17 protein-coding genes are annotated in these 15,975 nt (G+C 69.1%); 5 read left to right on the top strand and 12 right to left on the bottom strand.

Translation table 11 applies throughout. The annotated features are described in order from the left end of the window. Positions 1 to 55 precede the first annotated feature (55 nt). Positions 56 to 481 (top strand): hypothetical protein, encoded by a 426-nt coding sequence (locus E4191_RS15075; protein WP_135314125.1) that lies wholly within the window; start codon positions 56 to 58, stop codon positions 479 to 481. On the opposite strand, the gene E4191_RS15070 is transcribed toward E4191_RS15075, so the two are convergent. The 4 genes from E4191_RS15070 to E4191_RS15055 all read right to left on the bottom strand — a co-directional run bounded on the left by E4191_RS15070 (position 482) and on the right by E4191_RS15055 (position 3,448). Then, entirely contained in the window at positions 482 to 1,222 is a 741-nt protein-coding gene (locus E4191_RS15070; protein WP_135314124.1) for an amino acid ABC transporter ATP-binding protein, read from the bottom strand. It abuts the gene before it with no gap. Next, positions 1,219 to 1,893: an amino acid ABC transporter permease gene (locus tag E4191_RS15065; RefSeq protein WP_135314123.1), complete on the bottom strand. Its 675-nt coding sequence runs from the start codon at positions 1,891 to 1,893 to the stop codon at positions 1,219 to 1,221. The genes E4191_RS15070 and E4191_RS15065 overlap by 4 nt, the downstream gene beginning before the upstream one ends. 1 nt (position 1,894) lies before the next feature. Then, positions 1,895 to 2,650: an amino acid ABC transporter substrate-binding protein gene (locus tag E4191_RS15060; RefSeq protein WP_135314122.1), complete on the bottom strand. Its 756-nt coding sequence runs from the start codon at positions 2,648 to 2,650 to the stop codon at positions 1,895 to 1,897. A gap of 174 nt (positions 2,651 to 2,824) precedes the next feature. Then, positions 2,825 to 3,448 (bottom strand): enoyl-CoA hydratase/isomerase family protein, encoded by a 624-nt coding sequence (locus tag E4191_RS15055; protein WP_135314121.1) that lies wholly within the window; start codon positions 3,446 to 3,448, stop codon positions 2,825 to 2,827. A 75-nt stretch (positions 3,449 to 3,523) separates the two neighbouring features. Between E4191_RS15055 and E4191_RS15050 the strand changes: the two genes are divergently transcribed. The 3 genes from E4191_RS15050 (at position 3,524) to E4191_RS15040 (ending at position 7,336) form a co-directional block, all read left to right on the top strand. Beyond that, a complete protein-coding gene (locus tag E4191_RS15050; RefSeq protein WP_135314120.1) occupies positions 3,524 to 5,134 on the top strand; it encodes a hypothetical protein in 1,611 nt (536 codons plus the stop codon). 74 nt (positions 5,135 to 5,208) lie between these two features. After that, on the top strand, positions 5,209 to 6,573 hold the full coding sequence (locus tag E4191_RS15045) for a TldD/PmbA family protein (protein ID WP_135314119.1): 1,365 nt from the start codon (positions 5,209 to 5,211) through the stop codon (positions 6,571 to 6,573). Next, positions 6,560 to 7,336 (top strand): 3'(2'),5'-bisphosphate nucleotidase CysQ, encoded by a 777-nt coding sequence (locus E4191_RS15040; RefSeq protein WP_135314118.1) that lies wholly within the window; start codon positions 6,560 to 6,562, stop codon positions 7,334 to 7,336. Before E4191_RS15045 ends, E4191_RS15040 begins: the two co-directional genes overlap by 14 nt. Positions 7,337 to 7,355: 19 nt before the next feature. On the opposite strand, the gene E4191_RS15035 is transcribed toward E4191_RS15040, so the two are convergent. The 7 genes from E4191_RS15035 to E4191_RS15005 are packed head-to-tail and all read right to left on the bottom strand — an operon-like array spanning position 7,356 to position 14,051. Continuing rightward, complete coding sequence (locus E4191_RS15035; RefSeq protein WP_135314117.1) at positions 7,356 to 7,997, bottom strand: PqiC family protein; 642 nt, start codon at positions 7,995 to 7,997, stop codon at positions 7,356 to 7,358. A 2-nt stretch (positions 7,998 to 7,999) separates the two neighbouring features. Continuing rightward, on the bottom strand, positions 8,000 to 10,051 hold the full coding sequence (locus E4191_RS15030) for a PqiB family protein (protein WP_135314116.1): 2,052 nt from the start codon (positions 10,049 to 10,051) through the stop codon (positions 8,000 to 8,002). A 36-nt stretch (positions 10,052 to 10,087) separates the two neighbouring features. Further along, positions 10,088 to 10,747 (bottom strand): paraquat-inducible protein A, encoded by a 660-nt coding sequence (locus E4191_RS15025; RefSeq protein ID WP_135314115.1) that lies wholly within the window; start codon positions 10,745 to 10,747, stop codon positions 10,088 to 10,090. Then, on the bottom strand, positions 10,744 to 11,469 hold the full coding sequence (locus E4191_RS15020) for a paraquat-inducible protein A (RefSeq protein ID WP_331459607.1): 726 nt from the start codon (positions 11,467 to 11,469) through the stop codon (positions 10,744 to 10,746). Before E4191_RS15020 ends, E4191_RS15025 begins: the two co-directional genes overlap by 4 nt. Positions 11,470 to 11,517: 48 nt before the next feature. Further along, positions 11,518 to 13,308, bottom strand: coding sequence for a sensor histidine kinase (locus E4191_RS15015; protein WP_135314114.1), 1,791 nt, complete (start codon positions 13,306 to 13,308; stop codon positions 11,518 to 11,520). Between the two features lie 10 nt (positions 13,309 to 13,318). Then, on the bottom strand, positions 13,319 to 13,885 hold the full coding sequence (locus E4191_RS15010) for an RNA polymerase sigma factor (protein WP_135314113.1): 567 nt from the start codon (positions 13,883 to 13,885) through the stop codon (positions 13,319 to 13,321). Between the two features lie 55 nt (positions 13,886 to 13,940). Next, positions 13,941 to 14,051 (bottom strand): NepR family anti-sigma factor, encoded by a 111-nt coding sequence (locus E4191_RS15005; protein ID WP_228461377.1) that lies wholly within the window; start codon positions 14,049 to 14,051, stop codon positions 13,941 to 13,943. A gap of 131 nt (positions 14,052 to 14,182) precedes the next feature. On the opposite strand from E4191_RS15005, the gene E4191_RS15000 reads away from it, so the two are divergent. After that, on the top strand, positions 14,183 to 14,986 hold the full coding sequence (locus E4191_RS15000) for a response regulator (RefSeq protein WP_135314111.1): 804 nt from the start codon (positions 14,183 to 14,185) through the stop codon (positions 14,984 to 14,986). Positions 14,987 to 15,035: 49 nt separating this feature from the next. On the opposite strand, the gene E4191_RS14995 is transcribed toward E4191_RS15000, so the two are convergent. Further along, the gene (locus tag E4191_RS14995) at positions 15,036 to 15,938 is read right to left on the bottom strand and encodes a YihY/virulence factor BrkB family protein (RefSeq protein WP_135314110.1); all 903 of its coding nucleotides are present in this window, start codon (positions 15,936 to 15,938) and stop codon (positions 15,036 to 15,038) included. Positions 15,939 to 15,975: the final 37 nt, after the last annotated feature.

The following is a 15,975-nucleotide window of genomic DNA, read 5'->3' as shown; positions in this document are numbered from 1 at the left end:
CCTGCACGGCGGACCCTGCGTTTTCCTGCATAATACGCAAGAAAAGGCTGTCACCATGACCCGCGCAGATCGCATCGTCCGCCTTGGCCTCGCCGGCAGCGTCGTGCTGCTTGGCGCCATGCCCGCCTTGGCCGCCAGCCGTTCCGACCAGCCCGTTCAGGTCTGGAGCGCCATGCAGGGGATCGCACCCGCGGCCCTGCTGGAGGATGTCCAGGACCTGCCGCTGTCCGACATGGCCATCGACGATCAGCCCTATTGCGCTGCCGATCAGGAGATCGCCGCGACCCTGACCACCGATTTCAATGAGGTCCCGGTCGACCAGTCGGATGCCAGCGGCACTGAGCTGTGGGGATCGGACCAGCTGGGCACCTGGACTCTTGTCGCGCCCCGCACCGACAATACTAGCTGCATCATCGCCAGCGGAATCGGCTTTACCGCCGACCGCCAGACCGAGGCCTATTACACCGTCGCCGGTCTCTGATCAGCCGACCCGGCGCAGGAAGGCCCGCGTCCGGTCGTCCTGCGCGCGCCCGAACAGCTGTTCGGGCGGCCCCTGCTCGACGATCCGCCCTCCCTCCATGAACACCACGCGGTCCGCGATCTCGCGGGCGAACTGCATCTCGTGCGTGACGATCATCATGGTCTGGCGTCCGTCCGCGATGCGCCGGATCAGGTCCAGCACCTCGCCCACCCATTCCGGGTCCAGCGCGCTGGTCGGCTCGTCGAACAGCAGCAGGTCGGCGTCCAGCGCCATGGCGCGCCCGATTCCCACCCGCTGCTGCTGACCGCCGGACAGGGCGGCGGGATAGCTGTCGCCCCGATCGGCCAGCCCGATCTGCGCAAGGATGTCGTCGGCCCGCGCCTGCGCCTTGTCCCTGGGCCAGCCGCGCACGGTCGTCAGTCCTTCGGTGATATTGGCCCGCGCCGTCTTGTTGGCGAACAGCGCATAGTTCTGGAAGACGAAGCCCGTCCGGCGCCGCAGGGCCAGCACATCGGCATTCCTGGCCCGCGCCGCATCGACGGTCAGGTCGCCCACGCGGATCACCCCTTCCTCGGGGCGGTCCAAATAGTTCAGGCAGCGCAGCAGCGTCGACTTGCCGGTCCCCGAGGGGCCGATGATCGCCACCCGTTCGCCGGGCTGCAGGCACAGGTCGATACCGTCCAGCACCGTATTGGTGCCGAAGCGCTTGACCAGGCCGGTGATCTCGATCTCGCAGCTCATCGTGCCACCGCCTTTCCCAGACTGATCTCAAGCCGCCGCTGCCCGATCGACAGCGTCTCGACGATGACCCAGTAGAAGAGCGCCACCACGAGGAACGCCTCCAGATAAAGAAAGCTGCCGGCGGCCTCCTTCTGGGCGGCGCCCATCATCTCGGTCACCCCCAAGGTGAAGGCCAGCGAGGTGCCTTTGATCATGTCGATGAAATAGTTCATCAGCGTCGGTGCCGCCGTGCGCGCGCCCTGCGGCAGGATGATGCGGCGCAGCACCTGGCCCCGGGTCATGCCCACGGATTGCGCGGCCTCCCACTGGCTGCGGTCCACGCCCAGGATCGCGCCCCGGATGCTTTCCGCCATGTAGGCCGAGAAATGCAGCGTCAGCCCGATGATCGCCGCCGTCACGCCGTCGATCCCGGTCAGCGCGGGCATCACCTGCGGCAGGCCGAAATAGAACAGGAACAGCTGCACCAGCAGCGGGGTGGCGCGGAAGAAGCTGATGAACACCGCCACGAAGCGGTCCAGCACCGGAATGCGCAGGACCCGGACGATGGCCAGCGCGGCCCCCAGGGTCAGCGCGCCCACCATGGCCACGATCGCCATGAACATCGTCAGCGGCACATAGCCCGCGATGACCGGGACCAGGTCCCACATGTAGGCGGTGTCCAGAGGCCGCATCTTACTCGGACGCGGGCTGGGTCACGTCGGCATCCAGCCAGCGCTGCGAGATCTCGGCCAGGGTGCCGTCCTCCTTCAGCGTGGTGATGGCGGCGTCCACGCGGTCGCGCAGGGCCTGTCCCTCGGCATCGTTGCGGAACGGCAGGGCGTTCTGGATCTCGGCGAAGGGGGCACCCGCCAGGGCCAGGGGCAGCGGGCTTTGCGCGATCACCTGGGCCGAGGACACGCGGTCCATGACGAAGGCATCGACGCGGCCAAGCGCGGTGTCCTGCTCAATGTTGCTTTCATAGGTGCGGATCTCGATCTCGTCCGCATTGGGCAGCTCGCGCAGCAGCTGTTCGAAGTTAGACCCCAGGTTCACGGCCACCGTCCGGCCCGACAGGCTGTCGGGGCCGGTCACCTCGCCCTCGTTGCCCGCGCGGGTCACGACCTGCGCGCCGTCATAGACATAGGGCTGGGTGAAGGCGAAGGCGGCCTCGCGGTCGGGGGTGATGGTGATCTGGTTGGCGATCGTGTCGATGCGCCCCGATTCCAGCGACCCGATCAGCCCGGAAAAGGACATGGTCACGAACTCGACCTCGTCCCCGGTCTCCTCGGCGACGGCATTCAAGAAATCCACCTCAAAGCCCTGCAACTGATCGGCGCGGGTGAAGGTGAAGGGGAAATAGCCCCCCGACATGCCCACGCGGATCGTGTCGGCGGTGGCGGGAAGGGCGGTGGTCAGGGCAAGGGCTGCGGCGACGACAAGCTTGCGCATCGGAATTCTCCTGTAACTTCTGGCCCTTCAGGTGCGGGCGGGACGGGCGGTTCGCAAGCCGGGCGCGCGCAAATAAGGACGGCGTCGGCGTCCCGCGCAGCCCGAAGGGACGCGGTGATGCCGGGTAACGGCGGGGCCGGAACTTCGTTCCCGGAGCCTGCGGGGCCGAAGCCCTCAGATCGGGCCGTGCATCGCCTTGATCGCCGCGACATGCGCGGGCGTGGCGGCCAGCGCGTCGGCGGCCAGCGCCAGGGCGGCCGCATGCAGGTCGGCCTCGGGCAGGATGCGGTCGACCAGCCCCCAGGCCAGCGCCTCGGCCGCGTCGATCCGCGCGCCGCCCATCAGGATCATCCGGGCGCGCGAGGACCCGACCAGCCGCACCAGCCGGGCCGGATCGCTTGGCTGGGGCAGAAAGCCCAAGCGCATCACCGGATAGAAGAACCGCGCGCCGGGCACCGCCAGCCGGATGTCGCAGGCCAGCGCCATGCCGAAGGCGCCGCCCGCCAGCGTGCCGTTCAGCGCCGCGATGGTCAGGCAGGGCAGGCTGGCCAGCGCGCCCGACAGCGCCTCCCATTCGGGGGCGGTGGCCAGGGTGCCGGTCTGCGCCTCGGTCAGGTCGGCGCCTGCGGAAAAGACCCGCCCGGTCCCGGTCAGGACCAGCGCACGGGCCTCGCGGCGCCGGGCCTCCTCGACGCCCGCATGCAAGTCGCGCAGCAGGGCGGCGGTCAGGGAATTGGCCTTGTCGGGACGGTCGATCGTCAGCAGGGACAGGCCCTGATCGTGGTGGCTGCGGATCACGATTTGTTCCCTTTCCCTTTCGAAGGCACTGTGTCAGGAATGCCACGGACTCTGGGTTTGCGAAAGGTCTTCCTCATGTATCGTCCCCTTGCAACCTCGGCCATGGCGCTGATTCTGGGCGCAGGCCCGCTGTTGGCCGATGTCACGCCGAACGAGGTCTGGCAGAACCTGCGCGATGGCTATGAACAGATGGGCTATCAGGTCCAGGTCGGGTCCGAGGAAGGCTCGGGCGACCGTTTGACGCTGACCGACGTGGTGCTGACCGCCGAGGAGGAGACCGCGTCGGACATGACGCTGACCCTGCCCCGCATCGACCTGGCCGCCACCGGCGACGGCACCGTACGCTCGGTCGTCGAGGGCCAGATGGTGCTGCAGATGCGCGACACCGATCCCGAGGGCGAAGAGGTCGGCATGACCCTGACCCTGGACGCGCCGGGCAACGAGACGCTGTCCTCGGGCACCGCAGACGAGATGCAGCACAGCTTCGTCATGCCGACCCTGGTGCTGGAAGGCCGCGCGCTGGACGACACCAACGAGGTGCCCGTCACCGCCACCCTGACCAATGTCGAGGGCACGCAGACGACCGCCACCGCTGCCGATGGCAGCGCGACCCAGACCTATCAGGGCAGCGCCGACATGCTGGAGATGCAGGTCAGCGCCACCGGCCCCGCCGCCACGATGCCCGAGGATGAGGCGACCGGCGACGCGGCGCCCGAGGGCGGGGCGGATGCCACCGCCCCGGCAGACGGCGACACGGACACCGCCATTGACAGCTTCGACGCGACCATCCGCATCAGCGACCTGACGCTGGAGGGAGAGGGCACCTCGCCCGCGGGCGAGATCACCTTCGGCAACCAGCCCGCCGCTGCGCTGGAGGCGGGCGCCTCGGGCGCGGGCCGGTTCGCGATGGGCGCCATCGCGGGCAGCTTCACCTCGGCCACGACCGGCCTCGAGGGCGAGGACGCCACGGCCAGCGGCGAATTCACCGCCGCCAGCGGCGCGCTGGCCGTCTCGATGAGCGCCGAGGGGCTGACCTACGAGGGCAGCGCCACCGACATGGCGACGCAGATGACCTCGTCCGGGATGCCCTTCCCGATCTCCTATGCGGCGGCGCTGAACAGCTTCCGGCTGGCGATGCCCGTCGTGGCCTCGGAGGAGGAACAGCCCTTCGCGCTGCGCTATGCGCTGGAAGGGCTGACGCTGGACGACGCCATCTGGCAGGCGCTGGACCCCGAGGCCGCCCTGCCCCGCGATCCCGCCAGCCTGACCCTCAACGTGGACGGCCAGACGATCCTGTCGCAGAACTTCATGGACCCGACCTTTGCGGACGGCACCCAGACCGGGCCGGACGGCCAGCCGCAGATGCCCTTCCTGCCGCGCAGCCTGTCGATCAACAACCTGTCGCTGGACGCGGTTGGGGCCAGCGTCCAGATGTCGGGCGACCTGACCTTCGGCGACGATCCCAGCCAGCCGGTCGGCACGATCACCGGTCTGTTCAGCGGCATCGACACCCTGCTGGACAGCCTGGCCGCGATGGGCATCGTCCCGCAGGACCAGCTGATGGCGCCGCGCATGATGATGGCGATGTTCGCCCGCCCGGTCGAGGGCAAACCCGACCAGCTGCAGACCGAGATCGAGTTCCGCGAGGGCGGGTCCATATTCGCCAACGGCCAGCAGATCCAGTAGACCGCGATCCGGCGGCCGGGGCCCCTGCCCCGGCCGTCCGTTTTTGTCCGACCTCCATTCAGATGAGCCCTTCCATGACCGCCGATCCGACCGATCCGTTCCGCCTGAAGCATCTGGCCGAGGCTCTGGTCCAGGCCGCCCGCAAGGCCGGGGCCGATCAGGCGGATGCGCTGGCAGTCGATGGCCGGGCCATCGGCATCGATGTGCGCGCGGGCGGGCTGGAACAGGCCGAACGCTCCGAGGGGATCGAGATCGGGCTGCGCGTTCTGACCGGCGGGCGGCAGGCGGCGGTGTCATCCTCGGATCACGGGGACGAGGCGATCGCGCAGATGGCGCAGCGTGCCGTCGCCATGGCTCGCGAGGCGCCCGTCGACGACGATCTTGGGCTGGCCGATCCGTCACAGCTGACCGCGCGCCGCGACGCGCGCCATCTTGACATCGCCGAGGAAGGCGCCGAGCCAGACCCCGCCCATCTGCAGGACATGGCCCTGCGGGCCGAGGCCGCCGCCCTGTCCGCGAAGGGCATCTCCCAAGTCGAGGCCGCCAATGCCAGCTACAGCCACCGCCGCATGTGGCTGGCGGCGTCGAACGGGTTCTCGGGCGGCTATGCCCGGACCGGGCACGCCCTGTCGGTCGTGGCCATCACCGGCGAGGGGCTGGGGATGGAACGCGACTATGCCGGGGAATCGCGCGTCTATGCCGCCGACCTGCCCAGCCCCGAAGAGATCGGGGCGCTGGCCGCCGAACGCACCCTGGCCCGCGCGGGCGCCCGCAGGCCGCCGACCGGGGCCTTTCCGATCCTCTTCGACCGCCGCGTGTCGGCCTCGCTGATCGGGCATCTGCTGTCGGCGGTGAACGGCGCCGCCGTCGCGCGCGGGGCCAGCTGGCTGCGCCGCGACCTGGGCGAGGCCGTGCTGCCCCCCGGCATGGACCTGACCGAGGATCCGCTGCGCCCGCGCTATCCCTCGTCGCGCCCCTTCGACGCCGAGGGGCTGGAGACGCAGGCCCGCCGGATCGTCGCGGATGGCGTGCTGCAGGGCTGGACGTTGGATCTGGCCACCGGGCGCAAGCTGGGCATGGCCAGCACGGCGGCGGCGGCGCGCGGGCTGGCCTCGGCCCCCGCCCCGGGCCACAGCAACGTCATCCTGACGCCGGGCACGCACAGCCGGCAGGACCTGATCGCGCAGATGGGGCGGGGGCTGGTCGTGACCTCGATGCTGGGGGCCTCGGTCAACGGCACGACGGGGGATTACTCGCGCGGCGCCGCCGGGTTCTGGGTCGAGAACGGCCAGATCGCCTGGCCGGTCAACGAATGCACCATCGCGGGCAACTTGCGCGAGATGCTGATGACGCTGGTCGCTGCCGACGACGCCCTGCCGTGGCGCGCGGCCGAGGTGCCCAGCCTGCTGGTCGGGGGCATGACCGTTGCCGGCGCCTGAGGTCGATCTGGCCCTGCTGGCCGAGGCCGCCCGCGATGCCGGGCGGATCGCCCTGCGCTATTGGCGGCGCGATCCCCGGGCCTGGGACAAGGGCGGCGATGCCGGCCCGGTGACCGAGGCCGATCTGGCCGTCAACGACGCGCTGGAGGCCCGGCTGATGGGCGCGCGCGCCGATTACGGCTGGCTGTCCGAGGAAAGCGAGGCCGATCCGGCGCGGCTGGATGCGCGGCGCTGCTTCATCATCGATCCCATCGACGGCACCCGCGCCTTCATCGACGGGCAGGAGGGATTCTCCCATTCGCTGGCCGTGGCCGAGGGCGACCGCATCATCGCCGCCGTCGTCCATCTGCCGGTGCTGGACCTGACCTATACCGCCGTCGCGGACGGCCCGGCGCTGCTGAACGGCGTCCCCATCGCGCCGACCGGAGCCGATATCGATGGCGCCACCGTGCTGACCTATCGCGCCGTGACCGAGGCTGCGAACTGGCGCGGCGTACTGCCGCCCTTCCGGCGCGAGTTCCGGTCCTCTCTGGCATGGCGGCTGTGCCTGGCGGCCGAGGGGCGCTTCGACGCCGCCCTGTCACTGCGCGCGGCCTGGGAATGGGACATCGCGGCGGGCAGCCTGATCGCGGAACGCGCGGGCGCCGCGGTCAGCGATCGGCGCGGCCAGCCGATGCGCTTCAACAGCCCGCGCGCGCAGGTGGACGGGCTGATCGTCGCGGGCGACCGGCTGCACGGCCAGCTGCTGGCCGCGCTGGCCTGACCGCCCCAGACCTTCCGGATCAGAACAGCGGCGGCAGGCCGAATTCGTCCGTGGCGGGCTGCGTGGTGGCGATCGTGGCGCCCGGCCCCGACAGCGTGGCGATCTGCTGCGCCAGGATCGAGATCGCCTGGCTGAGCGCCACCGCCGTCTCGCCCGGCCCCTGCGCTGTCATCGGCACCCGGATGTCGAAGCTGCGTGCATGGTTGGTGCCGCCGCCGGTCAGCCCGTCATCGGACACGAAATAGCGCCCCGACAGGCGATAGCTGTTGTCGGCTTGGGCGAGCGCGCGTTCGACCCGCACCTCCAGCCGGCGCGCGGGGGGCTGGGCCAGGGGCCAGGGCTCTCCGATCACGGTGGCGCCGGACACCTCGCCGATGGCCCGGGCCAGCGTCGTGGTGAAGGCGCGCGAGGGGCTGTCGGCCCACAGGTTGTCCGGGTTCGACCGCACCGCGCCGTCGGGCGACTGGTAGGCCACCTCCTGATCGCCCGCATATTCGGGCAGGGACACGTCCTTCAGCTCGGCGGTGCCGAGGCGGTTGGCGACCTGCACCCCGGCGGTGGGCGGATCGATCAGGAAGCGGCCCGTGTCCTCGGGGTTGGAACAGGCGGCCAGCAGGGCCGATCCCAGCAGGGCAAGCACGGGAAAAGAAGGTTTGATCATGACTATCGTCCCAGAATGAAGGCGCGGGGATTGCGTTCGATCAGCCGGGCGACCGAGCCGATGGATTGGGTGGCACGGCGCAGCTCGCGCAGCGCGCCGATCAGTTCGCTGTTGAAGGCGGACCGGTCGCCATAGCTGGCGAACAGCGTCTCGGCGCGCGAGGCGGTCTGCTGCAGGCTGCCGATCAGCTGCGGCAGCTGCTGGACCGAGGCCGCGATCTGGTCCGCCGCCCCGCTGGCCGAGGTCAGCGCATTGTTCAGGCTGCCCACCGCCCCGCCGTCGCGCAGGTCGGTCAGCAGGCCCGTGGCGGCCTCCAGCGTGTTGGACAGGTTGCGCGGCAGCTCTTCGGCATCCTCGCTGCCCAGCATGGCGCGCAGGTCGGCCAGGATTCCCTCGGCCTGCAGGCTGATCTCGGCAAAGCCGAACTCCTCGACCGAGGCCGCGGCGACGTCGATCTGCTCGACCATCTCGGGCACGCCCACGGCGGCCTCGCTGACGGCGGTGAAGGCGGCCGAGGCCTCGTCCAGCATCCGCGCCAGCGTCTGGCCGCTGTCGGCGGCCCGCAGATCGCCGGTGATCGCGCTGATGTCGGCCAAGGCCAAGCTGCCATCCTCGATGGCCTGCAGCACGGCGCCCGGAATCGCGCGGGTGTCCTGCGAACTGGCCAGCACCGTCACGCTGTCCAGCATGTCGCGGGCCGAGGTCAGCACCTCCTCGATGGGCAGGTTGCCGATGCGGTTCACCAGCCCCTGCGCGCTGGCGGTGAAATCGTCCAGATCGCCCTCGACCGAGGGGATCAGCGGGTTTGGATCCGCGCCCGTGTCGATGGCGGCCTCGGCGGCGCCGGGGATCTGCACCAGCTCGACCATCAGCGTGGTGCCCAAGAATCCGGCGCTGGCCACGCGACCGCGCAGGCCGCCCGCGACCTCCTCGGTCAGAAGGGCCAGCGCATCCTCGGCCGTCGCGCCGTCGGGCAGGCCCAAGCGGCGCGGCGAGATGATCATCGTCACCAGCTGGCGGGGCTGGGGGGTGCCGCCCGGACCTTCGGTCAGGCTGACGGCCAGATCGACCACGCGCCCGACCCGCAGGCCCTGGAACTGCACGTCGGCCCCCTGCTCCAGCCCCTCCAGGCTGTCGTCGATCAGCATGCCGACCCGCAGCAGCGAGGCATCGTCGTCATCGAAGCGCGAGGCGCGGGCCGTGCCTTCGTCGGGCTGGACGGCGAATTCCTGCCCCGGCTCGATGGGTGCGCCGCCGCTGACGAAGGTCTCGAAGGCGACGCCGCCCTGCAGCAGCGAGGACAGCGAGTTCACGTTCAGCGCCACGCCCTGCGCGCCAAGCGACACGGAAAAGCCCGAGGTGTCCCAGAAGACGCTGGCGCTGCTGAGGCGTTCGTTATGAGGCGCGTTCACGAAGGCATCGGCCAGCACGCGGTCGCTGCCCTCGTCCAGACGGATGTTCTCCAGCCGCCCGACCTCGACCCCCCGGAACAGCACGGGCGCGCCCTCGGACAGGCCGTCCGCGCTGTCCATCGACAGGGTAACCCAGCTGCCCGGCTGGTCGTCGCGGATCAGGGGCGGGCGTTCCAGCCCGATGAACCGGTCGGCGGGGGCCGACAGATTGGAATCCCAGTAGCCCTCGATGAAGGCGCCGCTGAGGACGGTGTCCAGCCGCGTCACGCCCTGCGCGCTGACCTGCGGGCGCACGATCCAGAAGGCGGCCTGATCGTCGATAAACTGCGCGATCTCGGTATCCACGCGGACCGAGACGACGACCCGGGCCAGATCGTCGGTGAAGCGGACGCCCTCGACCCGGCCCACGGTGATCTCGCGAAAGCGCAGGGTGGTGTCGCCCGGCGTGATGCCGGTGGCATCGGCGAACTCGATCTCGACCACGCTGCCCCGGTCGCGGAAGGCGTTCCAGGCGATGCCAAGCGTCACGATCAGTGCCACGATGGGCACGATCCAGACCACGTTGATCCCGGCCTGCGCCGCCTTGGCCGCAGTCTTCCGGACCGGGCTGGCCGGCTGCAGGGGCGGGGGGGTCTCACTCATCGGTCGCTGTCCTTGGTCGTCATTTTCAGGGACCGATCAGTCGGTCTTGCTGCGCAGGGGCAGGCCCCGCCAGATCAGTCGGGCATCAAAGCTTTGCGCGGAAAGCATCGTGAAGGCAACCGACAGCGCGAACGAGACCGCCGCCGGGCCGGGATGGATGGAGGCCACGAAACCCAGCTGCACCAGCGCCGACAGGATCGCCACCACGAAGACGTCGATCATCGACCAGCGCCCGATGAATTCCACCACCTCGTAGATCTTCAGCCGGGTGTGCGCCTGCTCGACCGTCGCGGGCCGCCCGGCCACCGTCGCCAGCCAGGCGATGGCGATGAACTTGCCCATCGGCACGATGATCGAGGCCACGAAGACGATGATCGCGATGTCGTAGCTGCCGTAATGCATCAGTTCGGCCACGCCGCCCAGGATCGTCGCCTCGGAATTGCCGGCGAGGCCCGCGAAGGTCTGCGTGCTCATCATCGGGAAGACGTTGGCGGGGATGTAGCAGATCAGCCCGGCCAGCCACCACGCCCAGACCGCCTGCAGCCCGCGCCGGTCGGGCGGGACCAGATGCGCGCCGCAGCGTTGGCAGTTAACTTGGGCCGCAGGCCAGACCCGCCCGCAGCGCGCGCAGCCGGCCAGACCGGCGCGATGCGCGGTCATGATCGGGGCTGTCGGCTGTTCGGCGGGCGCGCTCATGCGTCCTCGGGACGGGGCAGGGGTTGGGGGGCCGCGGGCGCGCGCGGCCCGAATTCGGTCTGCAGCCCGGCATCCTCGATCGCGTCCCAGATCGAGGTCTGGCACATGAAGGCCCGGCTGGCCAGGTTGACGAAGATCAGCGCGCAGAAGGCCCAGAAGGCCGGGCCCAGATGCACGGTCGCCAAGCCCGCGACCTTGACCAGCGCCACCGCAGTGCCGATCACGAAGATCTCGGCCATGGACCAAGGGCGCAGGATTTCCGACCAGCGATAGGCACGGGCGGCATGGCGGCGGGGCGGGCGCCCCTGCGCCAGCGGCACCAGCGTGTAGAGCAGCAGGACCGACCGCAGGATCGGCAGGCCGATGATCATGGCCAGCACCGCCAGCACCAGGGGCAGCAGCACCCCCTCGGCGAAGGCCAGCGCCACGTCGAAGAGCGAGCTGGCATTGCCGAAACCCATGGTCGAGACCTCGAGGAACGGGAAGAACACCGCCCCCACCAGAAGCACGACCGAGGTGAAGGCCAGCGCGATCAGCTGCGCGAAGGCCCCGTCGCGGGGCTTGGCCAAGACCGTGCCGCAGCGGATGCAGCGGGCCGTCTCGCCCAAGTCGAGATCTTCCTCGACATGCAGGGCATCGCAGCGCGGGCAGGCCATCAGCCCCCGTCCGGTCGTCAGGTCATAGGTCGGTTCGCGTTCCATTTGCAGAAGATAGCCCAGCACAGCCTTAGCGCAAGCAGGCTGCACGCCGATTTGAGCTGGGGCGCGGCCCTAATGCCGCGATCCGGCCCGCGCGGCCGAGGTCAGGACCACCTGCCGGGGGCTGCCGGCGGGGCCGAGGTTGCCCTGCGCCAGCGTGAAGGCCAAGGCCAAGCGATAGGCACCGCCCTCTTCCGAGGTGCTGATTTCACCCTCCAGCTGCATCGAGAAGGCCTCGATCAGCTGACTGCCCAGCCCCGTGCTGCCCGCGGCGCCACCCGGGCCGGTCGAGTTCACGACCTCCAGCAGGCCCTGGCCCGGGCTGGGCGAGGTCAGCGAGACGCGGACCCAAGGGGGGCCGCCCTCGGACGGCCTGCCCGCATATTTGACGGCATTGGTGAAGGCCTCGGTCGTCAGCAGGGTCAGCGGCACGGCCTGGTCGGGCAGCATGGTCAGCGGCTGGATGTCGGACTGGATGCGCAGGTCGCGCCCCGACACGCGGGTCGCGGTGCTCAGTTGCGCGATGATGTCCGAGATCAGCCGGTCCGCGTTCACCGCGTCCAGCTGTTCGGCCTGATAGAGGTTGCGATAGATCGTGGCCAGCGCCGCCACCCGGTCCTGGACCGAGCGCAGCACGCGCTTGGCGTCCGGATCGTCGATCAGCCGGCTCTGCATGTTGATGATCGAGGCGATCAGCTGCAGGTTGTTCTTGACCCGGTGGTGGACCTCCTTCAGCAGGACGGTCTTTTCGGCGACGGCCTTTTCCATCGCCTCCTCGTCGCGGATCAGGATGCGCGCCATGTTGTGAAAGGTCTGGCTGACATCGGTGATCTCGGTCGGCGCATCCTCCAGCACCGGGGGGGCGGTGTCGCGGTTGCCGATGGCAAAGCGGCGCATCTGGCCGCGCAGCACGGTGATGTGGCGGAGGACCAGACGGAAGACCGCGAAATAGGCGACCGCAAGCGACACGATCCACAGAGCGGCGGGCAGCATGACGGCACCGAAGCGCGACAGCTGGAAAAGGTTGCCCCCGGCGATGCGCGGGCTCCAGCTGCCCAAGGCGTAGACGAGGCCCGGTACGACCGGCACCACCGTGAACACCCGCGATTCGCCGTTGTTGTCGATCGCGCGGAATGTCGACTCGACATCGCCCGCAAGGCTGGCCAGCGTGACGTCGCGGGGCAGCAGGCCGGTCGGATCAACGTCCTGCACATTGTCGGCGATCAGGATCCGACCGGCATGGTTGAAGGTCAGGATCCGCGCGCCCTCGGTGCCGAAATCCAGCGTATGCGTGGATTGCAGCAGATCCTGCGACAGCGACAGCGCCGTCAGACCCAGGAAGGTGCTGTCCCTATACAGGGGTTGCAGGACCACCACGACCGGCTCTCCACTGGCAGGGCCGCGCGCCATCGATGTGACGCTGGTCATCGGATCTTGCAGCAGTTCGGTGATGAAGGGCAGCCCGTTCAGGTCCAGGGGTGCGGCCCCGGGTTCCACCGAGAGGCACCGGACGATGCCGTCGACGGGGATCAAGGCCGCATGCTGGTAGGTGCCGCTGCGAAGGGCGAAATTGCGCAACAGTTCGGAACAGGCCTCGGGCCGGTCAAGCGTCTGCAGAATCGACGGACCCAAGGCGTCGGCGGATCCGAGCGCACTTTGCAGCAAGGCCCGTTCGCCCGAGGCCGCCGAGGCGGTGCGGCTGAGAAGCGCGGTCTCGATGCTGCGCTCTGCCTGACGCGACAGATGCAGGTTCTGGACCAGAGAGATCAGACCGATGGGCAGGATCGCCACGGACAGCAGCGCCCCGAGCCGAAACCCGAGGCGCCGCGTGAAGTCCATCCGTTCGATGATCCGCCGCAGCACCGCCCCCGCCTCAGCGCGAGTGCGAGTTGTTCTGGGCCATCACGGCAAGGGTGGCCTGGTCGGTCATGTTAAGTTCCTCGCCCTGTTCCAGATGCAACAGTTCGGCCAGCTTGCGCCGCCCGCGATTGGCGCGCGACTTGACGGTGCCGACGGCGACGCCGGTCATGTCGGCAGCTTCCTCGTAGGAAAAGCCCGAGGCGCCGACCAGGATCAGCGCCTCGCGCTGCTCGTCGGGAAGCTTCTGGAAGGCGGTGCGGAAATCGCGCAACGCCAGACGGCCGTCATGGTCGGGGCGGGTCGCCTGCCGGGCGGCGTGGATGCCGTCGCTGTCGCTGACCTCGCGCTTGGTCTTGCGGCGCGACGAATAGAAGGTGTTGCGCAGGATGGTGAACAGCCAGGCGCGCAGGTTCGTGCCGGCCTGGAACTTGTCCATGTTCGTCCAGGCCTTGACGATGGTGTCCTGGACAAGATCGTCCGCCGCTGCGCCCTCGCGGGTCAGGGACAGGGCGAATGCCCGCAGCGCCGGCAGGTGATCGACCAGCTGGTCGCGCGGATGGGCCGTCGAGGGTTGGGTCATGAGATTGTCTTACCGGCAGGCTGAATCGGAAAAAGGGACGCTGTCCGGGACACCGTCATTCCTGATCTTTCAGCTTTTTCAGCAGATCAAGAAACCGGTCGGGGATCTGGTCAGTGGCATCCTGCTCGTAGACCCGCTTGAGATTCTCGTCGATCTGTTTTTCCACTGCCGCTCTCCGACGGTCGTCTCGTTTGGCTGTCATATTATTGTTAGTCCCGACAAACTTGTGCGCACGCTATGCAACCGATAGGGGGTTCCGATGGTTCCTTGCAAGACGCGAAATAAGAGGACTGTGTGATGACTGCTGCCGATCTGGCCCAATCCATCGGGCGCGAGCTTCCGTTCCTCCGCCGCTACGCGCGCGCCCTGACCGGCAGCCAAAGCGCCGGTGACAATTATGCGGCCGCCACGCTGGAGGCGATCCTGACCGACCGCAGCGTGCTGGACGGCGAGGATGACCTGCGCATCGCGCTGTTCAAGACCTTCCACGCGATCTGGCAGAGTTCCGGCCAGCCGGTCGAAGAGGCGGACATGAGCGCGCGGGAACGCCGCGCCCAGGATCACCTGCGCGGCCTGACCCCCAATTCGCGCGAAGCCCTGCTGCTGCGCACGATCGAGGAGCTGCGCAGCGACCAGATCGCCCGCGTCATGCAGGTCGAGCCCGCCGAGGCCGAGGAGCTGGTCCAGATCGCGCTGAGCGAGATGGGCAGTTCGCTGCGCGGTCGCGTCATGGTCATCGAGGACGAGATGATCATCGCAATGGACCTCAAGGGCATCGTGCAGGCCATGGGCCACGAGGTCACGGGCGTCGCGCGCACCCATACCGCCGCGATCGAGCTGGCGGGCAAGCACCGCCCCGACCTGATCCTGGCCGACATCCAGCTGGCCGACGGATCGTCGGGCGTGGATGCCGTCAACGAGCTGCTGGGCAGCATGGGCGACATCCCGGTGATCTTCATCACCGCCTTCCCCGAGCGCCTGCTGACCGGCGACCGGCCCGAGCCGGCCTTCCTGATCTCGAAGCCCTACAGCGAGGAGCAGGTCCGCTCGGCCGTCAGCCAGGCGATGTTCTTCGCCTCGACCGAGGGGCTGGAGGCCTGAGGGCACCCCAACCCGCCGACCGGACAGGGCGCCCCTCGGGGCGCCCTTGTCATTTCGACTTCTCGGCCAGCAATTCGTCGAAGCCGCGCCGCGCCTCGCGCGCGGCCCTCAGGCGGCGGCGACGGGCCAGCTCGACATTGATCAGCGCGCCCAGAAGCACCGAGAACCCTGCCAGATAGAACCACATCAGCAGCGCCACGACCGTCCCGATCGAGCCGTAGATCCGGTTGTAACTGTTGAAGCTGCCCAGATAGGCCGAGAAGGCCATCGATCCCGCCGACCACAGCACGGCGGCGAAGAGCGCCCCCCAGGTGAAGATCCGGGTGCGCGGCGTCTTCACGTTGGGGCCATAGCGATAGAGGACGCCGATGGTCAGGATCACCAGCAGGAACATCCCGGCCCAAGGCAGGACCGTCAGCAGGCTGGTCCGGTAAGGCGCGAAGACCACGAAGTTCAGCAGCACCGGCACGACCACGATGGTCGCCAGCCCCGCCAGCGAAATGCCCACGATCACCAGCGTCAGCAGATAGGCCAGCAGGAAGCCGAAGATGGTGGAATGCGCCCGCACCCCATAGGCCGCGTTCAGCCCCCGGATCAGCGCATCCACCCCGGCGCGTGCCGCGATGGTCGCGATCAGGAAGGACACGAACGAAGTCCAGCCGACCGAGGTCTGGCCGTTATCCGTCAGCGTGGCCACCTGGTCGTCGACGATCTCGGCCGCGCCGCCGGGCAGGAATTCATGCGCCACGTCCAGATAGGTCAGCACCACGAGGGGATCGAACCACAGGCTCCACAGGGCGATGATCGCGGCCAGTCCCGGAAAGACCGCGAACATCGCGTAGAAGGCCACGCCCGCCGCGATCAGGGTCATGTGGGTCTTGTCCATCCGTTCGAAGATGGCACCCCAGAACGAGCCTATGTCGCGCAACCAGTCCAGCATCATTCCCCGCATCGCTTTCGGCCAGCATGGGGCCGGGGGCGCTTGCGTG

Origin of the sequence: Paracoccus liaowanqingii (genome assembly GCF_004683865.2) — a bacterium.
Taxonomy (GTDB): domain Bacteria; phylum Pseudomonadota; class Alphaproteobacteria; order Rhodobacterales; family Rhodobacteraceae; genus Paracoccus; species Paracoccus liaowanqingii.
Note: the sequence above shows the minus strand (reverse complement) of the source record. Positions and strands in the feature narration are given on the sequence as shown.